This window comes from Kytococcus schroeteri (assembly GCF_042433515.1).
Taxonomy (GTDB): domain Bacteria; phylum Actinomycetota; class Actinomycetes; order Actinomycetales; family Dermatophilaceae; genus Kytococcus; species Kytococcus schroeteri.
The window spans coordinates 116,282-138,575 of the sequence record NZ_JBHLVH010000001.1 but is presented as its reverse complement, the minus strand read 5'-3'; the positions used below and the strand labels follow the sequence as shown (position 1 = coordinate 138,575).

The window sequence follows — 22,294 nt, the reverse complement described above, 5'->3', positions numbered from 1 at the left end:
CCTCGAGCACCTCCGCGGCTCCGCCCTCGGCTTCCGCACCCTGACCCACGACGTCGCCCGATCCCTCCTCGAAGCCGGCGGCTTCAGACCCCGGCTACACCCTCAGATCGGATGAGCCACTTTGCCCCCACGGCATCGGCCTCGTACCCACCGTCGACGCGCCCCACCTTCATGCCCTCCTGACCAGCTGAGTCCCAGCAACCCATGCCGACCCGAATTGAACCCAGTCCATCACATCTCCCCCCATCGGCTGGATGGGGGGAGGCAGGCAACGCCTGCCCCCCATCCAGCGAAGTCAACATTTCATCGCGAACGCTGCGGGCACTTGTCCTCGATGCCGTGGATGACCACCCCGAGCATGGCAAGAATGTTCTTCATGGATGACAATTCCCCTCGTAGTCGACTGCGAGGACTATCCCCCCCCCCGAAGCCAGGATTCAACTGCCGCAACGAACCTTGAGCGAGTCTTTACTCTCAGGCGTTCAGGAAGCCCGTCACCAGCTCGCGGACCCGCTGGCGGTGGGCCCAGATGAGCCCGCCAGGCGGCAGCACCTCCACCGTCGCGTTGCCCAGGGCCTCGCCCAGCCCACGGGCCACCGAGGCCGGGTGCGCGTCGTCGTCCTCCTGCCCGATGACGAGCACCGGGGCGCTCACCGCGGCCAGGGCGGCCCGGTCGTCGATGGGGTGGGCGCCCGGCAGTGCCCGCAGCGCCGTAGCCGCCCCCGTGCCCAGCAGCGCCTCGGCCTGCTGGCGGCAGAAGGCGCGCACCGCCGGCTGGTCACGCACCGCCGCGGGCTGGTCGGCCAGCAGCCACGCCTCGAGGGCGTCGGCGTCACCAGCCTCCACGAGCGCAGCCATCCGCTCCATACGGCGCAGCGCGGCGTCCTCGCGGGTGGCGTCGATGACGGCGGGGATCACCAGGACGGCCCGCTCGAAGCGGTCCGGCTGCTCGGCCAGGATCCGCGTGATGGCGCCCGCCCCCATGCTCAGCCCCAACGCGCGGGTGGCCCCGTGGCGGTCGGCCACCGCGAGCAGATCGGCTGCCAGATGGCCGTAGTCCCAGCCGCCGTCGGGCGCCAGGGAGCGCCCGTGGCCCCGCTGGTGCAGGAACACCGAGCCGCCGACCACCCCGGTGGCGAACGGCCGCGTGGAGGTGATGCTGCCCGCCAGCCCGTGCGCGTAGACCGTCACCGGCTCGCCCCGCCCGGTGGCGAACACCTCCAGCGGGCCCTCCGGCCCGTCCTCGAGGTGCGTCTGCGGGCCGGGCAGGCTCACCACAGGCGGCCGGGGGTCTGGGCGTTGGCCAGGATCCCCTCGATGCGCCGCTTGGTGTCGGCCAGGTAGACGCCCGCCACGGTGACCGCGATGAGGCCGAAGAGCGCCAGCGGCGGGAAGGTCGTCCACGACCCCAGCGCCACGAGGCTCCCCAGCACCCAGACCTGGTAGGCGCCCAGCAGGGTGCACAGACCAAGCACCACGGCCCAGAAGACCTTGGTGCGGGCGTCCGCGGCTGGGAAGGCGTCCACCCGGGTAGTGAGCACGTGCAGCAGCGCCCGCACCTCCACCACGAGCGCCACCACGGCGAGCACCGCCAGCACCCAGGTCTCGAACCGCAGGATGCTCAGCACGACCATGTCCATCAACGGGCCTCCTCGCCCACGATCCCGGTGGCCACGACCGAGCCGACGGCCCGTCCGTGCCCCATCACCTGCACCGCACCGATGCGGCCCAGGGCCTCGTTCTCCACGCCGGCGGCGCGGAGCAGCTCCACCGCCACCGGCCACAGCGCGCGCTCGGCACCGTCGGCGACCTTCACCGCCAGGCCCCGGCCGTCCGGCAGCCCGAGGGCCAGCACGGCCTCGGCGCCGTCCTTGGCGACCGCGCCGGGCAGCGCACGCATCAGCGCGGTGACCTCGCGATGGGTGCCGCCCACGTACTGGGGGTTCTCCCGCATCGCGTCGGCCACGGCCCGCTCTGGCCCCTCGGGGGCCGACGCGATGCGCCCGAACGCCCGGGCCAGACCGGCCAGCGTCAGCGACATCACCGGGGCACCGCAGCCGTCCACCGCCACGTGCTCCACCGCATCGCCGGAGAGGTCCTCCACCGCCTGGCGGATGGTCACCTGCAGCGGGTGGGCCGCGTCCAGGTAGGTCTGCGTGCTCCACCCCGCGGCCACGCAGGCGGCGAGCATGCCGGCGTGCTTGCCGGAGCAGTTCTGCACCAGCGCGTCGGGGCCGTGGCCGGCGGCCAGCCAGTCGGCCCGGACCTGCTCGTCCCCCGGCAGGGTGGGCGTGTTCTGCAGGAAGGAGGCGTCCAGGCCCGCGGACGCCAGCATCTCCAGCACGGCCTCGCGGTGGAAGGCCTCGCCGGAGTGGCTCGCACAGGCCAGCGCGAGGTGGCGGCCCGAGAGCGCAGCCCCGGCGCGCAGCATGCCGACGGCCTGCATCGGCTTGTTGGCCGAGCGCGGGAACATCGGCACGTTCACCGGCCCGACGGCCCGCTCCACCCCTCCGTCCGACGCGGTGAGGATGGCCAGGCCGTGGTGCACGGACTCCACGAGGTCGCCCCGCACGACGTGGGCGACCACGGGGGCCTCAGCGAGGGGGCTGTGGTGCGAGTTGGGAGCGGTCACGCGGCGAGGGTAGTCCAGCCCGCACGCACGACGCGGCCCCGCCCGGTGGGGCGGGGCCGCGTCAGCGGGTCAGCGGATCGCTCAGACGCGGTCGCGGCCGTCGAGCTGGGCGTCGTCGGCGCCCTCGATCTCGACGCGCTCGCGGCGCAGGCGCTCGGTGACCTGACGGTTCTCGGTGACGACCTTCTTGTTCAGGCCGATCTCCTCCACCGCGTAGACCTCCTTGGAGACCACCGGGTGCTCCTCGACGAGGCGGACCTCGAGCTCGTCGTCGGCGAAGTCCCAGGCGCCCACCGGCTGGCCGTCGGTGATCTCACGACGCTCGATCTCCACGGACTCGCGCTCCAGCGGCACGGAGATGGTCTCGTCCTCCTCGACCACGAACTTGCGCAGGCGCACGGAGCCGGTCTCGCGACGCTCCTTGCCCACGTTCAGGCGCTCCTCGTGGCGGGTCACCGTGGTGCGCTCGCCGTCGACGGCCAGACCGCGGTCGGCGGTGCGCTCGCCGGCGTAGCCGGTGGAGGCGGCAGCCGTGGGCACGGCGGTGGTGGCGTCGGTGCCGCGGTCGGCGAAACCGGCAGCCTGGTCGGCCTCCAGGGCGCGCTCGCGCTCCACGTCGATCTCGGACTCCGAGCCATACTGGCGGTCGTAGTCGGCCTTGGCGGTGGCGTCGCCGGCGGCGAGGCCGGTGCCCGCAGCGGTGCCGGCAGCGGTGCCGGCGGCAGCGCCGTCCCAACGGCCGAAGTCGGCGCCGGTGTTGTCGCGCTCCACGTCGGCGGCCTCGACGCGGTCACCCGCGAAGCCGGCCTCGGTCTGGGTGGTGTCGCCGTCGAACTGCACGCCGTAGTAGCGGTACAGCTCCACCTCGTGCTCGGCGTCCAGGTGCTGGCCGGCCTCGATCTGCGGGGAGTCCTTCACCTTGTCCTTGGTGTAGGGCACCGAGAGGCCACCCTCGGCGATGGTGGCGTCGTCCAGCGGCACGAAGCTGTTGCCGCTGAACATGCCGGTGTTGACCGTGGCCCAGGCGGGCTGACCGGTCTGGTCGTCGAGGTAGATGTCCTCGATGGACCCGACCTTCTCGTTGCCGGCGCCGAACAGGTCGCGGCCTCGCAGGTCCTCTAGCTGCTCCTTGCTGATCATTGCTGTACTCCTTCGGGCCCGAAGCGCGAGCCGTGTCCGTCTCAGGTCTCCCACCCGGGAGGACCGGGGGGTTCGGATCCACAGTATTTGCGAAAGGTCACGGAACCAACCGCAATCATGTGACCTATGTCACACAGGTGTCTCAGGGGCGCCGCCGGGCCGGGCGGCCACCGGGCGCCACCACCACCTCCTGGGCCGCGGCCGTCCCGTCGACGGTGAGCGGCTCCCCGGGGTCCACCGAACGCTTCACCACCGCGAGCCCGATGGGGCCCAGCTCGTGGTGGCGGGCCACGCTCGTGAGCCGGCCCACCACCCGGCCGGAGCCCGGCTCCCCGGCCACGGCCCCGGAGCGCACCTCGGCGCCCACGACCGGCAGCTCGTGCCCCGAGCCGTCGAGGTGCAGGAAGACCAGCCGCCGCGGTGGCTGGCCCAGGTTCTGCACCCGCGCCACCGTCTCCTGCCCGCGGTAGCAGCCCTTGCGCAGGTGCACCGCCGTACGGAGCCAGTCCAGCTCGTGCGGGATGGAGCGCTCGTCGACCTCGTCGGCCGCCGGTCGCCAGGCCGCCACCCGCAGGGCCTCCAGCGCCCACCGGCCGGCCAGCGGGCGGTCGCCCACCCAGGCCTCCACCTCGTCGGCGGGCAGCACCACCTCCCGCCACGCCCACCCCTCACCGGGGTGGCGCCCGAGCTCCGGCGCGGTACGCACCGCCGTCTCCCCGACCGGCCCGGGCCAGGGGTCCCGCCACACCGGGGGCTCGCCGGGCAGCCCCTCGGCCGCCACCGGCTCGCCCAACACACGCAGGTCGTCGCTGCGGTCGGCCACCTCGACCCGCAGCATGAACCGCATCGAGTCCAGGAAGGCGGCCAGCGGCGCGGCGTGGCCGGGGTCGGTCGTGATCCAGGTGGTCTCGCCGTCGTCCACCACGTGCAGAACGTGCTCGATGCGGCCCTGCGGGGTGAGGAGGATGGCCTCCGCCGAGTGGTGGGGCGGCAGCCCGGCCAGGTCCTGCGTCACGAGGCTGTGCAGCCACGTGAGGCGGTCCGGCCCGGTGACCGTCACCACACCGCGGTCCCCCAGGTCGACCACGGCCAGCCCCTCCTCGAGGAGCCGCTGCTCCTTGAGCGGATCACCGTGGTGCAGCGCCACCGGCGAGCCGAGGCGCACCGCGCCGGGCCGTGCGCTGAGTGGGGAGGGCGAGGGGTGGGCGGGGTCTTCAGGGGACGTCTGCGTCATCACACTCCGGCCAACGCGCGCAGGTCGCCGGCCCTTCCCAGCCGGGGCCCCTACTGTGTCCGCCATGAGTACGAAGATCCCGGAGACGACCCGCCAGCGCGGCCACGGCGGGCGCCGTTGGTGGCGCTGGGGGTGCGGCACCGTCGCGGCGCTGTTGGCCCTCCTGCTGGTGCTGGCCGCCGTCTGGGTGTGGCGCGCCAACGACACCCTCGAGAAGAACATCACCGTGGACGACCAGCTGCTGCCATCCACCACCACCCCGAGCACGCCCCCGGACAACGGCGGCGACGGTGGCACCGAGAGCCCGACGGGCGACGGCAAGGGCTCCGGCACGGACGGGGGCGGGACCGAGAAGGCCTCGCGGTACCTCAAGGACGTCACCGGTGACGGGAAGCCGGACAAGGGCGCGAAGGGCACCGTCACGGCGCCGAGCGACTCCGCCGAGAAGGCCCAGAACCCCAGCCGCGGCGCCGAGGGCACCCGCAACATCCTCATCGTGGGCGAGGACGACGGGCGCAGCAACGGGGCCGTCCGTTCGGACGTCATGATCCTGGCCCACATGAACGCCTCGGGGAGCAAGGTGACGCTCGTGCACTTCCCCCGCGACCTCTGGGTGCCGATCCCCGGCCACGGCTTCGACAAGCTCAACTACGCCTACTCCGCCGGCGGTGCCCCGCTGCTGGCGCAGACCTTCCAGGGTGCGCTCGACGTGCCGGTGACCGACGTCGTCGTCACCGACTTCGAGAGCTTCTCGTCCACCGTGGACGCCCTCGGTGGCGTGACCGTCCGCAATCCGCAGCCCTCCCCTGAGTTCCCCGAGGGCACCGTCCGTCTGGACGACGGGGCCGAGGCCCTGCGGTTCGTCCGCGAGCGCAAGACCCTGAAGCTGGGCGACATGGGGCGTGGTGAGCGGCAGATGGCCGTGCTCAGCGGCGTCTTCGACGCGGCCCGCAGTGCCGAGGTGGCACGGAACCCCAACAAGGTGCAGCGGATCCTGGACGCCAGCACCCGCAACGTCCGGGTGAGCGCCGGCCTCTCGCCGAAGGAGATCCGCGGCATCGGGCGCAGGTTCATCACCGGTGGCGGCACGGTGACCTACCAGACCGCCCCCTGGGCGAGCATCGGCTGGTCGCCCGACGGGCGCCAGAGCATCGTCGTCCCGGACTGGGCGGGTATCCGCGCGCTCGGCGAGAAGGTGCGGAACGACTCGCTCTGAGGGTGGCCCAGGCACGGAGGGCTCGCACCCCAGCGGGGTGCGAGCCCTCCGTGCGTCCCGGGAGGTGCCGGCCTCAGCCCTCCACGCGCTTGAGCTGCGCCGACATGTGGCTGGTGAGGGGGTGACCGCCGTAGGCCATGTCCATCACCCACATGAGGTCGCCGTTCACCAGGCCGTAGAGCCGCTTGGCCGCGGTGTACTCCGCGGCGCCCGCCGTGCGCAGGATGCCGTCGGTGGCCAGCTCGATGCTGGGACGCTCCGGGTGACGCTGGCCGAAGTACTGCTCCACGTAGCCGGTGGGGTGGGCCAGGAGCAGCACGAACTCGCCGTCCTCCCCCTCGGGGCGCCAGAAGCCGCTCTCCACGGCGAGGACCTCCCCGGGGCGCCCGTCCTCGTCGAGCATCCACGCACGGCTGGTCCAGGTGATGTAGTCCTGCCCGTCGTGGGTGGCCACGAGCTCCTGGCCGAAGTTGCCCGACTCGCGGTCGGGGTAGCCGACCACACCGGCGCCCTCCCAGCGGCCGAGGAGCCAGGCCAGCGGGGCCAGGCGGGGGGACATGTCGGGGTCGATGGTGAAGACCATGGCGCTCCTGCGTGACGGGGTGGGCGGGTGGGCCGTCGATCAGGCGAGGACCGGGCCCAGCATCGCGGACAGGCCCGCAACGATACCCGTGAGCGCCACACTCACGAGCCCCGCGACGACGCCCCCGGAGGCACCGCTGGCCACCGCGGGCAGGCGCAGCAGCACCAGCCGGGTGGCCTGCGAGACGGCCGGCGCCACGAGCGCCGCCCCCACGAGGAGCACCCGACCGGCACCGCTCAGGTGCTGCCAGCCGCCGAGCAGCAGGGCGGCTGCGGTGGCCACGGCCGCGCCCCCTGCCCAGGCCCACCACCGGCGCGTCGGCAGGAGGGCGTCACCGACGGCGGTCACCAGCACCCCCAGGGCAGCCACGGCCACGGTGGCCGGCCCGGACCAGCCCCAGAGGAAGCCGGCCACCACCACGAGGACGGCGAACACCTCCGCGGTGAGCACGTCCACCACACGCGGCCGGCCGTCGCCGCGCCACACCTGGTGCGCCAGGGAGGCCCACACCCCACCGGCCACCGGCAGTGCCCACCACACCGAGACCCCGAAGGCCCGGTCGTCGAGGCGACTGGTCAGGGCCGCGGCCACGGCCAGCGCCACCACGACGAGCAGCACCGCGACGGTCCCGCGCGGGGCGGGCAGGTCCAGCATCCGGCCCCAGCCCAGGGCCACCGCCGCACCGACGACGGCGGCCACGGCCGTCGTGAGCAGGGGCTCCCCGCCCCACGCCGTGAGGGCCAGGGTCGAGGCCGTGGCCCCGGCGGCCAGGGCAGCCGTCACGCGCCCGCGCTCGGCAGGGGCGCCGGCATCTCCGGGGAGCGGGGCCTGGGACGGCACGGGGACCTCCAAGGGGGCGGCACGGGGAACGGGTGCGGGAACGGGGCCGGGCGCCCCGCTGCCCGTAACCTACGGCACTGCCCCCCGTCCTCACGGTTCGTCCCGGAGGCGGCGTCCGCCCGGCCCCGACGCTCGACGCGCTCGGCCCGCGGGAGGCCCCCCTCCGCGCCGCGGGCGACCCGGGTCACCGCATCCAGCCCCGCCGGTGACGCGGCGCCGTGGTGGAATGGACCAATGTCGCCGGACCTGACACACCGCCCCGCCGAGACTCTCACCGACGCCGAGCTGCAGGCCGTGGCCGAGCTGGCACGCCGGGCCGGGCGGGCCGACGGGGTCGACCCCCTCAACGAGGAGTCGCTGCTGGCGCTGCGCCACCGCACCCCGGGGCGCACCCACGTGCTGGCCACCGAGGGGGACCGTCTCGTGGGCTACGGCACCCTCGCCCACGGGTCCGCCGAGGTGGTGACCGACCCGGAGGTGCGCCGCGCCGGCCTGGGCGGCAGCCTCCTGGACGCCCTGCGCGAGGTGGACCCGCAGCTGCGCCTGTGGGCCCACGGGGACCTGGACGGGGGCCGGCGCCTGGCCGCGTCCCGCGACCTGGTGCCGCTGCGGTCCCTGTGGCGGATGGAGCGGCCCGTCGCCGGGGAGTTCTCCGAGCTGCCGCCGGTGCGGCTGCCAGAGGGGGTCTCGGTGCGCGCCTTCGAGCCCGGCCGGGACGACGCGGCCTGGCTGCGCCTCAACGCCCGGGCGTTCGCCGACCACGCCGAGCAGGGGCGGATGACGCAGGAGGACCTCACCGCCCGCACCGAGGAGGGCTGGTTCGACCCCGCCGGCTTCCTGCTCCTGGTGGACGAGCAGCACGAGGGCGAGCTGGTGGGCTTCCACTGGACCAAGGTCGACGAGCTGCCCGTCGGCGAGGTGTACGTGGTGGGCGTGGACCCCGACCGGCAGGGTGAGGGCCTGGGTCGGGCGGCGACCCTCGTGGGCCTGCACCACCTGGCCGGGCAGGGCGTGGAGACCGTGGAGCTCTACGTGGACGGCGACAACGAGGCAGCGGTGAGCACCTACGGCCGGCTCGGGTTCGAGCGTGCCGCGGTGGACGTGCAGTACGGCCCCGCCGCCTGAGGGGCCGGCAGCGCACCGCCGGGCCCTCCTACGATGGGCGGCATGGTGGACTCGACAGCTCCTGGAGCGGACTCACCCCAGGAGCACGACCCCGGAGCCCCGTCGACGCAGCGAAGGGGCTCCCGCATCATCCACCCCCCTCGGCCCCGGGCGGTGCACACGGTCCCAGGTGCGGACGGGGACCTCCCCGCCGACCGCTTCCTCGAGCGTGAGACGAGCTGGCTGCAGTTCAACGAGCGGGTCCTCGAGCTCGCGGCCGACCGCACCATCCCCCTGCTGGAGCGCGTGCGCTTTCTGGCGATCTTCGCCCGCAACCTCGACGAGTTCTTCATGGTGCGCGTCGCCGGGCTCCAGCGGCGCATCGCCACCGGCTTGGCGGTCCGCACCCCCTCCGGCCAGGACCCCCACGAGGTGCTCGCGACCGTGGGCCGCTGCGCGCACGCTCTCATGGACGAGCACGCGCGCCTCCTCCACGACGACGTCCTGCCGGCCCTGGACCGGGAGAACGTGCGGGTGGTGCGCTGGGAGGAGCTCGCGGCGCACGAGAAGCAGTACTTCGAGGACCTCTTCGTGGAGCAGGTCTACCCCGTGCTCACCCCGCTCGCGGTGGACCCCGCCCACCCCTTCCCGTACATCTCCGGCCTCTCGCTGAACCTCGCCGTCACCCTCACCGACCCCCGGACCCTCAGCGACCACTTCGCCCGGGTGAAGGTCCCCCCGGCCCTCCCCCGGCTGCTGCGCGTCTGCCACGGGCTCGGGGTCCACGAGAGCGACGAGGTGCTGGTCCGCTCGGAGTCGGGCATCCGCTTCCTGCCCATCGAGGACCTCATCGGGGCGCACCTGTCCCTGCTCTTCCCCGGCATGGAGGTGCGCTCGACCTACACCTTCCGGGTCACGCGCAACGAGGACCTGGCCCTGGACGAGGACGGGTCGGAGAACCTCCTCACCGCCCTGGAGCGCGAGCTCACCCGCCGGCGCCAGGGCCCCCCGGTCCGGTTGGAGACCGAGGCGTCGATGACCCCCGAGGTGCTCTCGATGCTGAAGCGGCAGCTCCGCGTGGCCGGCCCGGACGTGTACGTCCTCCCCGGCCCACTGGACCTGCGGGGCCTGGAGACGCTGGCCGACCTGCACCTGATGCCCCTGCGCTGGCCGGTGATGCAGGCGCACACCCACTCCGACCTCGCGCCCGTGGAGAGCGCCACCGAGGTCGACGTGCTGAGCGCGATGCGGGACCGCGACGTGCTGCTGCACCACCCCTACGACTCGTTCAGCACCTCCGTGCAGCGCTTCCTCGAGCAGGCCGCCGCCGACCCCGACGTGCTGGCCATCAAGCAGACCCTCTACCGCACCAACGGAAACTCGCCCATCATCGGCGCCCTGGTGGACGCGGCCGAGGCCGGCAAGCAGGTGCTCGCGGTGGTGGAGATCAAGGCCCGGTTCGACGAGGAGAACAACATCAGCTGGGCGCGTGAGCTGGAGCGCGCCGGGGTGCACGTGGTCTACGGCCAGGTGGGGCTCAAGACGCACGCCAAGGTGTGCCTCGTGGTGCGCCAGGAGCGTGGCGGGCTGCAGCGCTACGCCCACGTGGGCTCCGGCAACTACAACCCCGGGACGGCCCGGGTGTTCGAGGACCTCGGCCTGCTCACCTGCGACCCCGAGGTCACCGAGGACGTGACCCGTCTGTTCAACCAGCTCTCCGGGATTGCCCCCGGGGCCCGTTTCTCCCGGCTGCTGGTGGGTCCCCACACGGCCCGCACGGGCGTGCTGGAGCTGGTGGAGCAGCAGTGCGCGCGCGCCCGGGCGGGGCACCGGGCCCGCGTCCGCCTCAAGGGCAACGGGCTGGTGGACCAGGAGGTCGTCGACGCGCTCTACCGGGCCTCTGGGGCCGGGGTGGAGGTGGACCTGTGGGTGCGCGGCATCTGCACGGTGCGCCCCGGCCTGCCCGGCCTCAGCGAGAACATCCGCGTCCGTTCGATCGTGGGGCGGCTGCTGGAGCACAGTCGCGCGCTCGTGGTGGGGGTCCCGGGCGACCCGCACAACCCGGTGCGCGCCTTCATCGGGTCGCCGGACATGATGCCGCGCAACCTGGACCGGCGGGTGGAGGCGATGGTGCGGCTGCAGGACGTGGACCACGTGCACCACGTGGACTGGCTGTTCGACACCGCCTTCGCGCCCGACACCGCCTGCTGGGAGCTCGACGGCGACGGCCTGTGGACCCGACGACACACCGACGGCGAGGGACGTCCCCTGAAGGAGATGCACTTCGAGATGGAGAAGCACTACACCCGCGCACGCAAGGAGAGCCGCCGATGACCCGCGAACGCGTCGTCCAGGCCGCCGGCGCCGTGCCCTGGCGCCGGCGCCGTGGTCGCCTGCAGGTGGCGATGGTGCACCGGCCCCACTACGACGACTGGAGCTGGCCCAAGGGCAAGCTGGACCCCGGCGAGCTGCTGCCGTGGACGGCCGCCCGCGAGGTGGCCGAGGAGGCCTCCCTGCAGGTGAGCCTGGGTCTGCCGCTGCCCACCGCCCGCTATCGGATGCCGAGCGGCGGCGTGAAGCAGGTGCACTACTGGGCCGGCCGGGTCACCGGCGACCTGGGCGACCTGCAGCACGAGGTCGACGAGGTGGCCTGGCTGTCCCCGGACCAGGCCCGGCGCCGCATCAGCTACCCCCACGACCGCGAGCAGCTGGACCGGCTGCTGGAGCTGGACGACCACGGCATGCTGGACACCTGGGTGCTGGTGGTGCTGCGCCACGCCCTGGCCCTGGAGCGCCGCCGCTGGGACGGCCCGGACTGGGAGCGACCCCTGGTGCCCCGCGGCTTCGAGGACGCCAAGGTGCTGGCCACCACGCTGCAGGCCTTCGGGGTGGACCGCATCGTGTCCTCCCCGTCGGCCCGTTGCACCGACACGGTCGCCCCCTTCGTGGCCCTCTCCGCCCTCAAGCCGCGGCTCAAGCGGGGCCTGTCCGAGGAGGGCTTCGAGGCCGAGCCGCACAAGGCCGCCCGGCACGTGCGCAAGGCACTGGCCAAGGGGCGCAGCACGGTGCTGTGCTCCCACGGCCCGGTGCTCCCCTCGATGCTGGAGGCCGCCGCCGAGCACACCGAGCCCGGCTCCCCCGAGGAGGCCACGGTGCTGGACCTCGCGCGCACCGGCATGCGCAAGGGCGGCATGGTGGTGCTGCACGGCACCGGGCAGGGCGAGTCCGCCCGCGTGCTGGCCAGCGAGACCTGGTGAGCCCCGCGCCGCGCTCAGCGCGGTGAGTGGTGCACCTGCTGGGCGGCCTCCAGGCCGGTCAGCAGGAGGCGCTCCACGGCATCGGCGCCGTCGCCCAGCAGGAAGGGCAGCTCCTTGCGCTCGGTGGAGGAGAAGTCCTTGAGCACGAAGTCGGCCACCTCCATGCGGCCCGGCGGGCGGCCGATGCCCAGGCGCACCCGGAAGTAATCCTTGGTGCCCAGCGACCGGGTGATGGACCGCAGGCCGTTGTGCCCGCCCTCACCACCGCCCTTCTTGAGCCGCACCGCCGCGAAGTCGATGTCGAGCTCGTCGTGCAGCACCACCACGTGGTCGGGCTCGATGCGGTGGTACCGCGCGAGGGCGCTCACGGGGCCGCCGCTGACGTTCATGTAGTCCAGCGGGGTGGCCAGCACCACGCGCGGACCGGGGCGCCCGCCGGGGAAGGTGCCCAGCCGCGTCTCCGCGCTGACCGCCCTCGCCTGCTTGGCCGCCGCCAGGCGCACGCCCGCCGCCGCGGCCATCTCGGCCACCACCATCGCCCCCACGTTGTGGCGGTTGCCGGCGTAGCGCGGGCCCGGGTTGCCCAGCCCCACCACGAGCCACGGCCCCTCGTCGAGCTCCATCGGACGTCCTTCCTCGGCGGCACCCCGCCGGACACGGGTGCGGGGCCCCACCATCGTGGCAGGGCCCCGCGTCACACGGTGCGCCGGGGGACGGCGCGGCAGGTCACTCGGACTTCTCGTCCTCGCCACCCTCGGACTCGGCAGCCTCGGCGGCCTCCTCGTCGGACTCGTCGTGCTCGATGCCGGCCTCCTCCTCGGCCTCGGCGAGCTCGGCCTCCAGGGCCTCGGCGGAGATGGTCTCGGAGACGTTGACGATGGTCTCCTCCGGGTCGGTGACGAGCTCGACGCCCTCCGGCAGCTCCAGGTCGGAGGCGTGCACCAGGGTGCCGGCCTCGGCGCCCTCGACGGAGACGACGATGGACTCCGGGATGTCCAGCACAGGGGCGCTGACGGTGACGGTCGAGGTGGGCACGGAGACGACGGTCTCCGGGGCGGCCTCGCCCTCCACGTGGATGGTGACGTCCACGTCCACCTTCTCGTGGCGGTTCACGATGACGAAGTCGACGTGCTCGATGATCGGCTTGATCGGGTCGCGCTGCACGTCCTTGGCCAGCACCAGGCGGTCCTCACCGGAACCCCAGGTCAGGGTCATCAGGGCGTTGGTGTGGCGCAGGGCGATGAAGGCCTCGTGGCCCGGCAGCACGACGTGGAAGGGGCCCTCGCCGTGGCCGTAGACGACGGCGGGGATGCCGCCCTCGCGACGGACCTGGCGGGCAGCGCCCTTGCCGAAGGTGGTGCGCTCGGTGCAGTTGATCTGGATGGTCTTGCCGGCCATGTGCTCTCCTCAGGTGTTCCTCGGTGGGGTGGCGAGGGCCGCGAGGAAGACCTGCCCCGTGGAGTGCAGGGCCTGGGTTCGTCGCCGCGTCGATCACGGGCCTGCCCCTGTGGGCGGCCCCTCGCCGAAGCTCAGTGCGAGGAAGTGTAGACGCAGCGGTGGCCGGGGCCGAAATCCGGCCCCGGCCACCGCTGTCCCGCCCCGGGGGCGGGTGCGGGCGCCGCGTCAGGCGCGGCCGTCGAACATCTTGGTCACCGAGCCGTCCTCGAACACCTCGCGGATGGCCTGGCTGAGCAGCGGCGCGATGGACAGCACCGTGAGCCCCTCGAAGCGGTTCTCCTCGGCGATCGGCAGGGTGTCGGTGAGGATGACCTCGCGGGCCACCGAGTCACGCAGACGCTGCACCGCCGGGCCGGACAGGATGCCGTGCGTGGCGGCGATGATGACGCCCTTGGCGCCGGCCTCCATGAGCGCGTCGGCGGCCTTGCAGATGGTGCCGCCGGAGTCGATCATGTCGTCCACGAGCACGCACATGCGGCCCTCCACCTCGCCGATGACGCGGTTGGCCACGGACTCGTTGGGGCGGGTGATGTCGCGCGTCTTGTGGATGAACGCCAGGGGCCGGTTGCCCAGGCGCTCGGCCCACTGCTCGGCCACCTTGATGCGGCCGGCGTCCGGGGAGACGACCACGAGGTCCTCGTCGCCGTACTTCTCCTTGACGTGGTCGGCCAGGATCGGCATGGCCATGAGGTGGTCCACCGGCCCGTCGAAGAAGCCCTGGATCTGCGCGGTGTGCAGGTCCACCGCCATGAGGCGGTCGGCACCGGCGGTCTTGAACAGGTCGGCCACCAGGCGGGCGGAGATCGGCTCGCGGCCGCGGTGCTTCTTGTCCTGGCGGGCGTAGCCGTAGAAGGGCAGCACCACGGTGATGCGCTTGGCCGACGCGCGCTTCAGCGCGTCCACCATGATGAGGTGCTCCATCAGCCAGGTGTTGATGGGCGCCGTGTGGGCCTGCACCACGAACGCGTCGCAACCGCGCACCGACTCGTTGTAGCGGACGTACAGCTCGCCGTTGGCGAACTCGTACGCCTCGGTGGGCACCACCTGCGAACCCAGCTCGTGGGCGATGTCGGCGGCGAGCCCGGGGTGCGCCCGGCCCGAGAACACCATGAGGTTCTTCTCCGTGGTCCGCTGGATCGCCAGCGGGGCGTGCTCGCCCTCGGTCGCGGCGGGGGCACCCTGGTCGCTCATCGCTTCTCCATCACTCGGGACGTGGGGTTCTGGGGCCAGTCTCTCAGTCCTCGGTGGAGCGCTCGCGCGCCACCTCGTCGGCCGCCTGCGCCGCCGCGGTGCCGGCGCGCTTCTCCTGCACCCAGCCCTCGATGTTCTTCTGCGGGGCCACGGTGATGGCCAGGGCACCGGCGGGCACGTCCTTGCGCACCACGGTGCCGGCACCGGTGTAGGCGCCGTCGCCCACGGTCACCGGGGCGATGAACATCGTGTCCGAGCCGGTGCGGCAGTGGTTGCCGATGCGGGTGCGGGACTTGGTGACGCCGTCGTAGTTCACGAACACCGACGAGGCACCGATGTTGGAGTGGTCGCCGATCTCCGCGTCGCCCACGTAGGTGAGGTGGGGCACCTTGGTGCCGGTGCCGATGGTGGAGTTCTTGGTCTCCACGAAGGTGCCGATCTTGGCGTCGGTGCCCAGCTGCGTGTTGGGACGCAGGTAGGCGAACGGGCCCACGCTGGCGCCCTCACCGATGGTGGAGAGCTCGCCGTGCGTGCGCACCACGGAGGCACCGCGGCCCACCTCCACGTCGGTGAGGGTGGTGTCCGGGCCGATGACGGCCTCGTCGCCGACGGTGGTGGCGCCCAGCAGCTGGGTGTTGGGGCGCACCACGACGTCGCGGCCCAGGGTCACGCCGGTGTCGATCCAGGTGGTGGCCGGGTCGACGACGGTGACGCCCTCCATCTGCCAGTGGCGCACGATGCGGCGGTTGAGCTCGGCGCCGAGCTCGGAGAGCTGCGCACGGTTGTTGACGCCCTCGGTCTGCAGGGTGTCGGTGATCACGTGGGCGGCCACGGTGCCGCCGGCCTCGCGGGAGAGGCCGAGCACGTCGGTGAGGTACTTCTCACCCTGGCTGTTGTCGGTGCCCAGGCGCGGCAGGAACTCGCGGAGCACGGCGGCGTCGAAGGCCCAGATGCCGGAGTTGATCTCGCGCACGTCGAGCACGTCGGCGTCCTCGCCACCGGCCTCGCGGGCGGCCAGCGCGTCCTTGTGCTCCACCACCTTGCGCACCGAGCCGTCGGTGTCGCGGACGATGCGGCCGTAGCCGGTGGGGTCCTCCAGCTCGGCGGTGATCACGGTGACGCTGGCGCCGGCGGCCTCGTGGGCGGCGGTCAGGTCGGTGAGGGTCTGGGCCGTCAGCAGCGGCACGTCGCCCATCGTCACGATGACGGTGCCGGAGAGGTCCTCGGGCAGCACCGCGAGACCGGCCTCGGCGGCGCGGCCGGTGCCCTTCACCTCGTCCTGGTCGGCGATGAGGGCCTGCGGGTCCACCTCGGCCACGTGGGCGGCCACGCGCTCGCGCTCGTGGCGGACGACCACGGAGAGGTACTGCGGGCCCGCCTCACGCGCGGCGTGCAGCGCGTGGCCCAGCAGCGTGCGCCCACCGATGGGGTGCAGCACCTTGGGGAGGGTGGACTTCATCCGCGTCCCCTCGCCGGCGGCGAGGACGATGACGGCAGCAGGCTTGGCAGTGCTCAAGAGGACTCCAGCGATCGGTGAGGGGGCGCAGGCGACCGGTGGGGCCGCCTCGTTCGCCAGCGACTCTACTGCGTCGGGCCGGGGGCCTTCCGGCGGCGCGGGCCGGCAGGCGCTGCGCGCGGGCCGGCCCGCCACGGCTCCCCGGGTAGGAATCGAACCTACGTCCCTAGTCCTGATTCAAAGTCAGGCGGCCCCTACCAGCAGAGCAACCGGGGAACGCCCCGCAGGGCCGGGCCAGCCTACGCGTCGCGGCGGGCGGCCCGGTCGGTGGGACCGGGCTCGTCGGCACCGGGAGCCGGGGACGTGCCCGGCTGGTCGACGCCGTGGAACTGCGCCGAGCGACGGGTACTGCGGGCGATGAGCCACACGAGCAGCACCACGACCGCGGCGAGCAGCACGAAGACCAGCAGCGCCGGCACGACGGCGGACGCGTTCGCCATCGGTCAGACCGCCGCGGTGTGGAAGAAGGTGGTGCGGCGGGTGAAGCGGGCCTGCTCGTCGAGCACGTAGAAGTCCGCGAAGCGCACGGCCGAGGCGCTGCCGTCCTTGAGGGTGCCCTCGAAGCGGCCGTGGACGGCCACCTGGTCGCCGTCGACGAGCAGGGCGTCCACGGTGTGCGCGCCGGAGGCGATGACGCGGTCACCGGTGTAGAAGGCACGCAGTGCGTCGTGGCCCACGAAGGGCTCGTAGCCGGGACGCTCGTAGGTGGCGTCCTCGGCGAAGAGCCCGATGAGGGTGTCCACGTCGTCGGCGTCGACGGCCTGGTAGTAGGAGCGGACGGCGGCCTCGGCGGCGGAGCGATCGGTCATGCCGTCATCCTCGCACCCGCGGCGGTGGCGGCGGGGAGGGTGTCGGGGGCGCCGCGGCCCGCGCCCGGCACACGGGGCGAGAGTCTCGACATCGAGATTCTCGGCCGGCGTAGGCTGACGACATGACCCAGCCCCCCGGCCCCACCGCCGACGACGCGGCAACCCCCGGCCCGCTGCACGACGAGGTGGACCTGGTGCTGGCGGCCTGGGAGCGCGAGCGCCCCGACCTCGACCTGCAGCCGCTGGCCGTCCTCAGCCGCATCTCCCGGGTGGCCCGCCTGCTCGACCTCGCCCGCCGCGAGGCCTTCGGCGCCGGGTCGCTCGAGCCGTGGGAGTTCGACGTGCTCTCGGCCCTGCGCCGCGCCGGCGCACCCCACGAGCTCTCCCCCGGGGCCCTCGTGGCCCAGACCCTGGTCACCAGCGGCACCATGACCAACCGCATCGACCGGCTGGTGGACCGCGGCCACGTGGAGCGCGAGCGGTCCACCACCGACCGGCGCGGCGTCATCGTGCGCCTCACCGACTCCGGGCGCGAGGCCGTGGACGCCGCCATGACCCAGCTGCTCGCCCACGAGCGGGAGCTGCTCGCCGGCATCGGGGCCGACGAGCAGGCCGACATGGCCGCCGCCCTGCGCCAGGTGCTGACGCGCCTGGAGCACTGAGCGGCGGCGCGGGGCCTCAGCGGACGGTGGGGAAGCTCGGCGCGGGGCTCGTCTCCCCGTCGTCCACGGCGTCCTTGGCCGAGAGGACGATGTTGGGGTCGGGCGTGCCCACGACCTTCTCGTCCTTCATCGGGTAGTCCATCTGCGAGAGCACCACGCGCATGGCCTCCAGGCGGGCGCGCTTCTTGTCGTTAGAGCGGATGACGGTCCACGGCGCGTCACCCGTGTCGGTGTAGAAGAACATCGCCTCCTTGGCCGCGGTGTAGGCGTCCCACTTGTCCAGCGAGGCCACGTCCGTGGGGCTGAGCTTCCAGTGGCGCACCGGGTCGGTGTGGCGCTTGGTGAAGCGGGCGGCCTGCTCGGCACGGCCCACGGAGAACCAGAACTTGAACAGGTGGATGCCGGAGTTGACCAGCATGCGCTCGAACTCCGGGGCGCTGCGCATGAACTCCTGGTACTCGGTGGGGCTGCAGTAGCCCATGACCCGCTCCACGCCGGCGCGGTTGTACCAGGAGCGGTCGAAGAAGACGATCTCGCCGCCGCTGGGCAGGTGGGGCACGTAGCGCTGGAAGTACCACTGCGACTGCTCGCGGTCGGTGGGCTTCTCCAGAGCCACCACGCGGGCGCCGCGGGGGTTGAGGTGCTCGGTGAAGCGCTTGATGGAGCCGCCCTTGCCGGCAGCGTCGCGACCCTCGAAGAGGATGGCGATCTTCTCGCCGCTGCGCTTGATGTGGTGCTGCATCTTGAGCAGCTCGATCTGCAGGTCGCGCTTGGTGGCCTCGTACTCAGCGCGCTTCAGCTTGGCGTCGTAGGGGTAGCCGTGGCGCCAGGAGTCCTTGCCCACCGGGGTGCCGCGCTCCGCGAGCGCCGTGTGGAGCTCCTCGAGGCGGGCGGCGATCTCCGGGTCCGGGTTGGCCGCGTCCGCCAGGATCGGCACCTGGGCGGGGTCCACGTCCTCGGCGGCGGCGTCCAGGCGCTCCTCGAGGTCCTCGTCCTCCGGGGCGGGGGCCTCGGCGGGCGCGGCGGAGGTCGCCTGGGCGCTCCGGGCGGGCTTCTCCGCGGCCTTCCGACCGCTGCCCGCGGTGGAGCGGGAGGTGCTGGCCGCGGCGGCTGCCTTGGTGGTGGACGGACGCTTGGACGTGGCCATCTGGGCCTCCAGACTGTGTGTGGATGGGGCACCCCCAGCCTACGACCACGCGTCGTTTCCCCGACAATCCTCCGCCGCCGGTCAGGACCCCCGGCGCGCGAGGCCGGTCAGGCGGTGGCGGCTGCCTCGGCGGCAGTGGCCCGGCCCGCGGCGATCATGTCCTCGCGGCTCACGACCTTGATGCGCTCGCGCCCCTCGGCCTCGCCCAGCGCCATCTCGTGGGCGTCCAGGCGCTCCCACTCGTCGAAGAGCGTGAGGTCCACGCCGGCGGCACGCAGCTCGGCCAGCAGCTCGTCGGGCGACCCGGCCGGGGCCGGCAGGGCCTCGAGGTCGGCCATGAGCGACTCGATGGTCTCCTTGGCGTCGGACTTGGTGTGCCCGATGAGGCCCACCGGCCCGCGCTTGATCCAGCCGGTGACGTACGCGGCCTCCTTGGGCGCGCCGTCCTCGATGACGCGACCGGCCTCGTGCGGGATGGTGCCGGTGGCGTGGTCGAACGGCAGGCCCTCCAGCGGGGAGGACAGGTAGCCCACCGCGCGGTAGACCGCCTGCACGTCCCACTCCTTGAACTCGCCGGTGCCGGAGACGGTCCCGTCGCCGTTGTACTGCATCACCTCGGTGCGCAGACCGGTCACCGACTCGTCGCCGAGCACCTCCACCGGGGCCTGCATGAGGTGCAGGTGGATGCGGTGCGGGGCACCGGTGGGCTCCTTCTCCAGGTACTTCAGCAGCGTGTCCACCACGAGCTTGGTGGACTTGGCCGCCTGGATGGCCGCCTGGCCGGCGTCGTCGATCTCGAAGCCCTCCTCGGTCATCACCACGTCCACGCTGGGGCTGTGGGAGAGCTCGCGGAACTCCATCGGGCTGAACTTCAGGTGCGCCGGGCCACGGCGGGCGAACACGTGGACGTCCTTGACGCGGTTGGCCTTCAGGCCCTCGTACACGTTGGCCGGGATCTCGGTGGTGAGCTGCTCGTCGGCCGGCTTGGCCAGCATCCGCGCCACGTCCAGGGCCACGTTGCCGGCGCCGATGACGGCCACGGACTCGGCATCGAGCGGCCACTCGCGCGGCACGTCCGGGTGGCCGTCGTACCAGCTCACGAAGTCCGCGGCGCCGTGCGAGCCCTTCTTGTCGATGCCGGGGATGTCCAGCGGGCGGTCGGCCATGGCGCCGGTGGCGAAGACGACCGCGTCGTAGTGCTTCCGCAGCTGCTCGAACGTGATGTCCGTGCCGAAGTCGACATTGCCGATGAAGCGGAGGCGGTCGCCGGACAGCACACGGCGCAGGGCCTTCACGATCTCCTTGATGCGCGGGTGGTCCGGGGCCACGCCGTAGCGCACCAGGCCGTAGGGCGCCGGGAGGCGGTCGTAGACGTCGACCGTGGCCGACTCGTGCTCCTTGGTCAGGATGTCCGCGGCGTAGATGCCGGCCGGGCCGGCTCCGATGACGGCAACCTTCACAGGGCGCATGGGGACCTCTCACTCGGGGACGCGCCCCGCCACGACGGGCAGGGCGAAAGGGGGATAGGTCAACCTTACCAACGGCCCGGGGCGCGTCCTCCACACGGGCGGGCGCCGACGACCGGGGTCAGCCGAAGCGCTCGGCGGCCTCCAGCCACTCGGCCTCGGCGGCGTCGTGCTGCTCACGCAACCCGGCCTCCCGGGCCGACAGCGTGGTGAGCCGCTCGGGGTCCATGGCGGCCTCGGCCATCTCGGCGTGCACCTTCTCCAGCTCGGTGGTGGCCTTCTCCATCTGCTTCTCGGCGCGGGCCATGGCCTTGGTGAGGGCCCGCTCCTCGGCCGGGCTCAGTCCCGAGGCCGTGGACGAGCCAGAGGCACCCGACGCACCTCCCGCACCGGCCCCCGGCCCCACACCCGAGGCCGCCGCCACGGCCTCGACCACGTCGCGCCCGCCCCGCCCGGTGCCGCGCCCCGCCCCGCGCCGCTCGCGCCGCAGTTCCAGGTACTGCTCCACCCCGCCGGGCAGGTCGCGGATGCGCCCGTCGCCCAGCAGCGCCACCTGGCGGTTGGCCATGCGCTCCAGCAGGTAGCGGTCGTGGCTCACCACCAGCAGCGTGCCGGCCCAGCCGTCCAGCACGTCCTCCATGGAGGTCAGCGTCTCGATGTCGAGGTCGTTGGTCGGCTCGTCGAGCATCAGCACGTTCGGCTCGTCCAGCAGCAGCCGCACGAACTGCAGGCGCCGCCGCTCCCCACCGGAGAGGTCCGAGACCCGACTCTGCTGGCGCTGCCCGGAGAAGCCCAGCCGCTTGGCCAGCGAGCTCGCCGAGACCTCCTTGCCATCCAGCACCGTGTAGCTGCGCACCATCGTGATGGCGTCGATGACGGTCATGCCCGCCACCTCGTCCAGCTCGTGGAGGTCCTGGGACAGGATGGCCGGCTGCACCGTGCGCCCCACCTTGAGCTTGCCGGAGGCCAGCGGCACCTGCTCCAGCAGCACGCGCAGCAGGGTGGACTTGCCGGCGCCGTTCACGCCGACGACGCCGTACCGGTCGCCCGGGCCGAGGCGCCAGGTCTGCCCCTCGAGCAAGGTGGTCTGCTCGTCCTCGGGGGCGCCCGGCGGAACGCGGACGGTGGCGTTCACCAGGTCGTACACGTCCTTGCCCAGGCGGGTGGTCGCGAAGCGCGCCAGGGCCACCTCGTCGCGCGGCTCGGGCTCGTTGGCGATGAGGGCGTCGGCCGCCTCGATGCGGAAGCGCGGCTTGCTCGTGCGCGCCGGTGCACCCCGGCGCAGCCAGGCGAGCTCCTTGCGCAGGACGTTCTGCCGCTTCTCCTCGGTGGCCTGCTCGACGCGGGCACGCTCGGCGCGCGCCTGCACGAAGGCCGCGTACCCACCCTCGTACTGGTGCACCGCGCCCTCGACGACCTCCCAGGTGTTCTCCACCACGGCGTCGAGGAACCAGCGGTCGTGGGTGACCACCACGAGCGCCTGCCCGGAGCGGCGGCTGGTGCGCAGGTGCTCGGCCAGCCAGGCCACACCCTCCACGTCGAGGTGGTTGGTGGGCTCGTCCAGCAGCAGCACGTCGGGGTCCTCCACGAGCAGCGCGGCCAGCGCCATGCGCCGCCGCTCGCCACCGGACATGCCTGCCACCGGCTGGTCGAGTCCGCCCAGCCCCTCCGCGTCGAGTCCGCCCAGCAGTCCGGTGAGCACCCCGCGGACCCGCGCGTCGGCCGCCCACTCGTGCTCGGCCAGGCCGGGCAGCACCACGTCACGCACGGTGGCGTCGGCCGCGATGTCGTCGCGCTGGCGCAGCATGCCCACCGTGGCCCCGCGGGAGCGCACCACGCGCCCGGAGTCCGGCTGGGCCAGACCCGCCATCACCCGCAGCAGGGTGGACTTGCCCCCGCCGTTGCGCCCCACCACGCCGATGCGGTCCCCGTCGTTGAGCCCGAGGGTCACGTCGTCGAGGAGGGTGCGGGTGCCGTACACCAGGTGCAGGCCCTCGCAGTTGAGCAGGTTCGCGGGGGGATTCACGGCGGTCACCCTA

21 protein-coding genes and 1 tRNA gene are annotated in these 22,294 nt (G+C 73.2%); 5 read left to right on the top strand and 17 right to left on the bottom strand.

The genetic code is table 11. The features are described 5' to 3' along the window. Nucleotides 1–474: 474 nt before the first annotated feature. The 5 genes from ACFFHC_RS00705 to ygfZ form a co-directional block, all read right to left on the bottom strand. Nucleotides 475–1,275 carry an alpha/beta fold hydrolase gene (locus tag ACFFHC_RS00705; protein ID WP_237769847.1) on the bottom strand — a complete coding sequence of 267 codons (801 nt, stop codon included), beginning with the start codon at nt 1,273–1,275 and terminating at the stop codon, nt 475–477. Then, on the bottom strand, nt 1,272–1,640 hold the full coding sequence (locus ACFFHC_RS00700) for a DUF2516 family protein (protein ID WP_083323734.1): 369 nt from the start codon (nt 1,638–1,640) through the stop codon (nt 1,272–1,274). The genes ACFFHC_RS00705 and ACFFHC_RS00700 overlap by 4 nt, the downstream gene beginning before the upstream one ends. Further along, complete coding sequence (locus ACFFHC_RS00695) at nt 1,640–2,632, bottom strand: asparaginase (RefSeq protein ID WP_379802522.1); 993 nt, start codon at nt 2,630–2,632, stop codon at nt 1,640–1,642. The genes ACFFHC_RS00700 and ACFFHC_RS00695 overlap by 1 nt, the downstream gene beginning before the upstream one ends. 81 nt (nt 2,633–2,713) lie before the next feature. Next, nucleotides 2,714–3,772, bottom strand: a complete 1,059-nt coding sequence (locus ACFFHC_RS00690) for a DUF2382 domain-containing protein (RefSeq protein WP_379802521.1) — start codon at nt 3,770–3,772, stop codon at nt 2,714–2,716. A gap of 142 nt (nt 3,773–3,914) precedes the next feature. Then, entirely contained in the window at nt 3,915–5,006 is a 1,092-nt protein-coding gene (gene ygfZ, locus ACFFHC_RS00685; RefSeq protein WP_141494942.1) for a CAF17-like 4Fe-4S cluster assembly/insertion protein YgfZ, read from the bottom strand. Between the two features lie 64 nt (nt 5,007–5,070). Here ygfZ and ACFFHC_RS00680 point away from each other — a divergent pair, with 64 nt between their 5' ends. Continuing rightward, the gene (locus ACFFHC_RS00680; protein WP_070705722.1) at nt 5,071–6,222 is read left to right on the top strand and encodes an LCP family protein; all 1,152 of its coding nucleotides are present in this window, start codon (nt 5,071–5,073) and stop codon (nt 6,220–6,222) included. Between the two features lie 73 nt (nt 6,223–6,295). Here ACFFHC_RS00680 and ACFFHC_RS00675 read toward each other — a convergent pair whose 3' ends face one another. Together ACFFHC_RS00675 and ACFFHC_RS00670 are read right to left on the bottom strand one after the other, a co-directional pair. Continuing rightward, nucleotides 6,296–6,805: a heme-binding beta-barrel domain-containing protein gene (locus ACFFHC_RS00675; protein WP_070703516.1), complete on the bottom strand. Its 510-nt coding sequence runs from the start codon at nt 6,803–6,805 to the stop codon at nt 6,296–6,298. Between the two features lie 39 nt (nt 6,806–6,844). Then, complete coding sequence (locus ACFFHC_RS00670) at nt 6,845–7,645, bottom strand: hypothetical protein (protein WP_379802520.1); 801 nt, start codon at nt 7,643–7,645, stop codon at nt 6,845–6,847. Between the two features lie 234 nt (nt 7,646–7,879). On the opposite strand from ACFFHC_RS00670, the gene mshD reads away from it, so the two are divergent. Genes mshD through ACFFHC_RS00655 form a run of 3 tightly spaced genes read left to right on the top strand, consistent with a single transcriptional unit; the run spans nt 7,880 to nt 12,006 of the window. Continuing rightward, a complete protein-coding gene (gene mshD / locus ACFFHC_RS00665; protein WP_070703514.1) occupies nt 7,880–8,770 on the top strand; it encodes a mycothiol synthase in 891 nt (296 codons plus the stop codon). A gap of 42 nt (nt 8,771–8,812) precedes the next feature. After that, nucleotides 8,813–11,083, top strand: coding sequence for an RNA degradosome polyphosphate kinase (locus ACFFHC_RS00660; protein ID WP_379802519.1), 2,271 nt, complete (start codon nt 8,813–8,815; stop codon nt 11,081–11,083). Further along, nucleotides 11,080–12,006, top strand: coding sequence for an NUDIX hydrolase (locus tag ACFFHC_RS00655; protein ID WP_070703512.1), 927 nt, complete (start codon nt 11,080–11,082; stop codon nt 12,004–12,006). The genes ACFFHC_RS00660 and ACFFHC_RS00655 overlap by 4 nt, the downstream gene beginning before the upstream one ends. Before the next feature lie 14 nt (nt 12,007–12,020). Here the strand turns inward: ACFFHC_RS00655 and pth are convergent, their stop codons facing one another. The 7 genes from pth to ACFFHC_RS00620 form a co-directional block, all read right to left on the bottom strand. Then, entirely contained in the window at nt 12,021–12,629 is a 609-nt protein-coding gene (gene pth / locus ACFFHC_RS00650; RefSeq protein WP_101850087.1) for an aminoacyl-tRNA hydrolase, read from the bottom strand. A gap of 103 nt (nt 12,630–12,732) precedes the next feature. Beyond that, complete coding sequence (locus tag ACFFHC_RS00645; RefSeq protein ID WP_070703510.1) at nt 12,733–13,404, bottom strand: 50S ribosomal protein L25/general stress protein Ctc; 672 nt, start codon at nt 13,402–13,404, stop codon at nt 12,733–12,735. Nucleotides 13,405–13,629: 225 nt separating this feature from the next. Further along, entirely contained in the window at nt 13,630–14,655 is a 1,026-nt protein-coding gene (locus ACFFHC_RS00640) for a ribose-phosphate diphosphokinase (RefSeq protein ID WP_070704288.1), read from the bottom strand. Between the two features lie 43 nt (nt 14,656–14,698). Next, nucleotides 14,699–16,171, bottom strand: a complete 1,473-nt coding sequence (glmU, locus tag ACFFHC_RS00635) for a bifunctional UDP-N-acetylglucosamine diphosphorylase/glucosamine-1-phosphate N-acetyltransferase GlmU (protein ID WP_070704285.1) — start codon at nt 16,169–16,171, stop codon at nt 14,699–14,701. Between the two features lie 137 nt (nt 16,172–16,308). After that, nucleotides 16,309–16,387, bottom strand: a tRNA-Gln gene (locus tag ACFFHC_RS00630). Between the two features lie 23 nt (nt 16,388–16,410). Beyond that, nucleotides 16,411–16,611: a hypothetical protein gene (locus tag ACFFHC_RS00625; protein WP_070704282.1), complete on the bottom strand. Its 201-nt coding sequence runs from the start codon at nt 16,609–16,611 to the stop codon at nt 16,411–16,413. Between the two features lie 3 nt (nt 16,612–16,614). Next, complete coding sequence (locus ACFFHC_RS00620) at nt 16,615–16,980, bottom strand: nuclear transport factor 2 family protein (protein ID WP_070704279.1); 366 nt, start codon at nt 16,978–16,980, stop codon at nt 16,615–16,617. Between the two features lie 122 nt (nt 16,981–17,102). Between ACFFHC_RS00620 and ACFFHC_RS00615 the strand changes: the two genes are divergently transcribed. Further along, nucleotides 17,103–17,642 carry a MarR family winged helix-turn-helix transcriptional regulator gene (locus ACFFHC_RS00615; protein ID WP_269148632.1) on the top strand — a complete coding sequence of 180 codons (540 nt, stop codon included), beginning with the start codon at nt 17,103–17,105 and terminating at the stop codon, nt 17,640–17,642. Between the two features lie 16 nt (nt 17,643–17,658). On the opposite strand, the gene ppk2 is transcribed toward ACFFHC_RS00615, so the two are convergent. The 3 genes from ppk2 to ACFFHC_RS00600 form a co-directional block, all read right to left on the bottom strand. Beyond that, nucleotides 17,659–18,789 carry a polyphosphate kinase 2 gene (ppk2, locus tag ACFFHC_RS00610; protein WP_237769735.1) on the bottom strand — a complete coding sequence of 377 codons (1,131 nt, stop codon included), beginning with the start codon at nt 18,787–18,789 and terminating at the stop codon, nt 17,659–17,661. Between the two features lie 107 nt (nt 18,790–18,896). Next, on the bottom strand, nt 18,897–20,258 hold the full coding sequence (locus tag ACFFHC_RS00605; RefSeq protein WP_070704276.1) for an FAD-dependent oxidoreductase: 1,362 nt from the start codon (nt 20,256–20,258) through the stop codon (nt 18,897–18,899). 118 nt (nt 20,259–20,376) lie between these two features. Next, the gene (locus tag ACFFHC_RS00600; RefSeq protein ID WP_379802518.1) at nt 20,377–22,281 is read right to left on the bottom strand and encodes an ABC-F family ATP-binding cassette domain-containing protein; all 1,905 of its coding nucleotides are present in this window, start codon (nt 22,279–22,281) and stop codon (nt 20,377–20,379) included. Between the last annotated feature and the right edge of the window lie 13 nt (nt 22,282–22,294).

Bases quoted from the DNA above. Each gene is read 5' to 3' on its own strand.
- ACFFHC_RS00660 (WP_379802519.1), top strand. From the start codon at position 8,813: ATGGTGGACTCGACAGCTCCTGGAGCGGACTCACCCCAGGAGCACGAC.
- ACFFHC_RS00640 (WP_070704288.1), bottom strand. From the start codon at position 14,655: ATGAGCGACCAGGGTGCCCCCGCCGCGACCGAGGGCGAGCACGCCCCG.
- ACFFHC_RS00615 (WP_269148632.1), top strand. From the start codon at position 17,103: ATGACCCAGCCCCCCGGCCCCACCGCCGACGACGCGGCAACCCCCGGC.
- ygfZ (WP_141494942.1), bottom strand. From the start codon at position 5,006: ATGACGCAGACGTCCCCTGAAGACCCCGCCCACCCCTCGCCCTCCCCA.
- ACFFHC_RS00645 (WP_070703510.1), bottom strand. From the start codon at position 13,404: ATGGCCGGCAAGACCATCCAGATCAACTGCACCGAGCGCACCACCTTC.
- ACFFHC_RS00605 (WP_070704276.1), bottom strand. From the start codon at position 20,258: ATGCGCCCTGTGAAGGTTGCCGTCATCGGAGCCGGCCCGGCCGGCATC.
- ppk2 (WP_237769735.1), bottom strand. From the start codon at position 18,789: ATGGCCACGTCCAAGCGTCCGTCCACCACCAAGGCAGCCGCCGCGGCC.
- ACFFHC_RS00620 (WP_070704279.1), bottom strand. From the start codon at position 16,980: ATGACCGATCGCTCCGCCGCCGAGGCCGCCGTCCGCTCCTACTACCAG.
- ACFFHC_RS00680 (WP_070705722.1), top strand. From the start codon at position 5,071: ATGAGTACGAAGATCCCGGAGACGACCCGCCAGCGCGGCCACGGCGGG.
- pth (WP_101850087.1), bottom strand. From the start codon at position 12,629: ATGGAGCTCGACGAGGGGCCGTGGCTCGTGGTGGGGCTGGGCAACCCG.
- ACFFHC_RS00690 (WP_379802521.1), bottom strand. From the start codon at position 3,772: ATGATCAGCAAGGAGCAGCTAGAGGACCTGCGAGGCCGCGACCTGTTC.
- mshD (WP_070703514.1), top strand. From the start codon at position 7,880: ATGTCGCCGGACCTGACACACCGCCCCGCCGAGACTCTCACCGACGCC.
- ACFFHC_RS00675 (WP_070703516.1), bottom strand. From the start codon at position 6,805: ATGGTCTTCACCATCGACCCCGACATGTCCCCCCGCCTGGCCCCGCTG.
- ACFFHC_RS00700 (WP_083323734.1), bottom strand. From the start codon at position 1,640: ATGGACATGGTCGTGCTGAGCATCCTGCGGTTCGAGACCTGGGTGCTG.
- ACFFHC_RS00625 (WP_070704282.1), bottom strand. From the start codon at position 16,611: ATGGCGAACGCGTCCGCCGTCGTGCCGGCGCTGCTGGTCTTCGTGCTG.
- ACFFHC_RS00655 (WP_070703512.1), top strand. From the start codon at position 11,080: ATGACCCGCGAACGCGTCGTCCAGGCCGCCGGCGCCGTGCCCTGGCGC.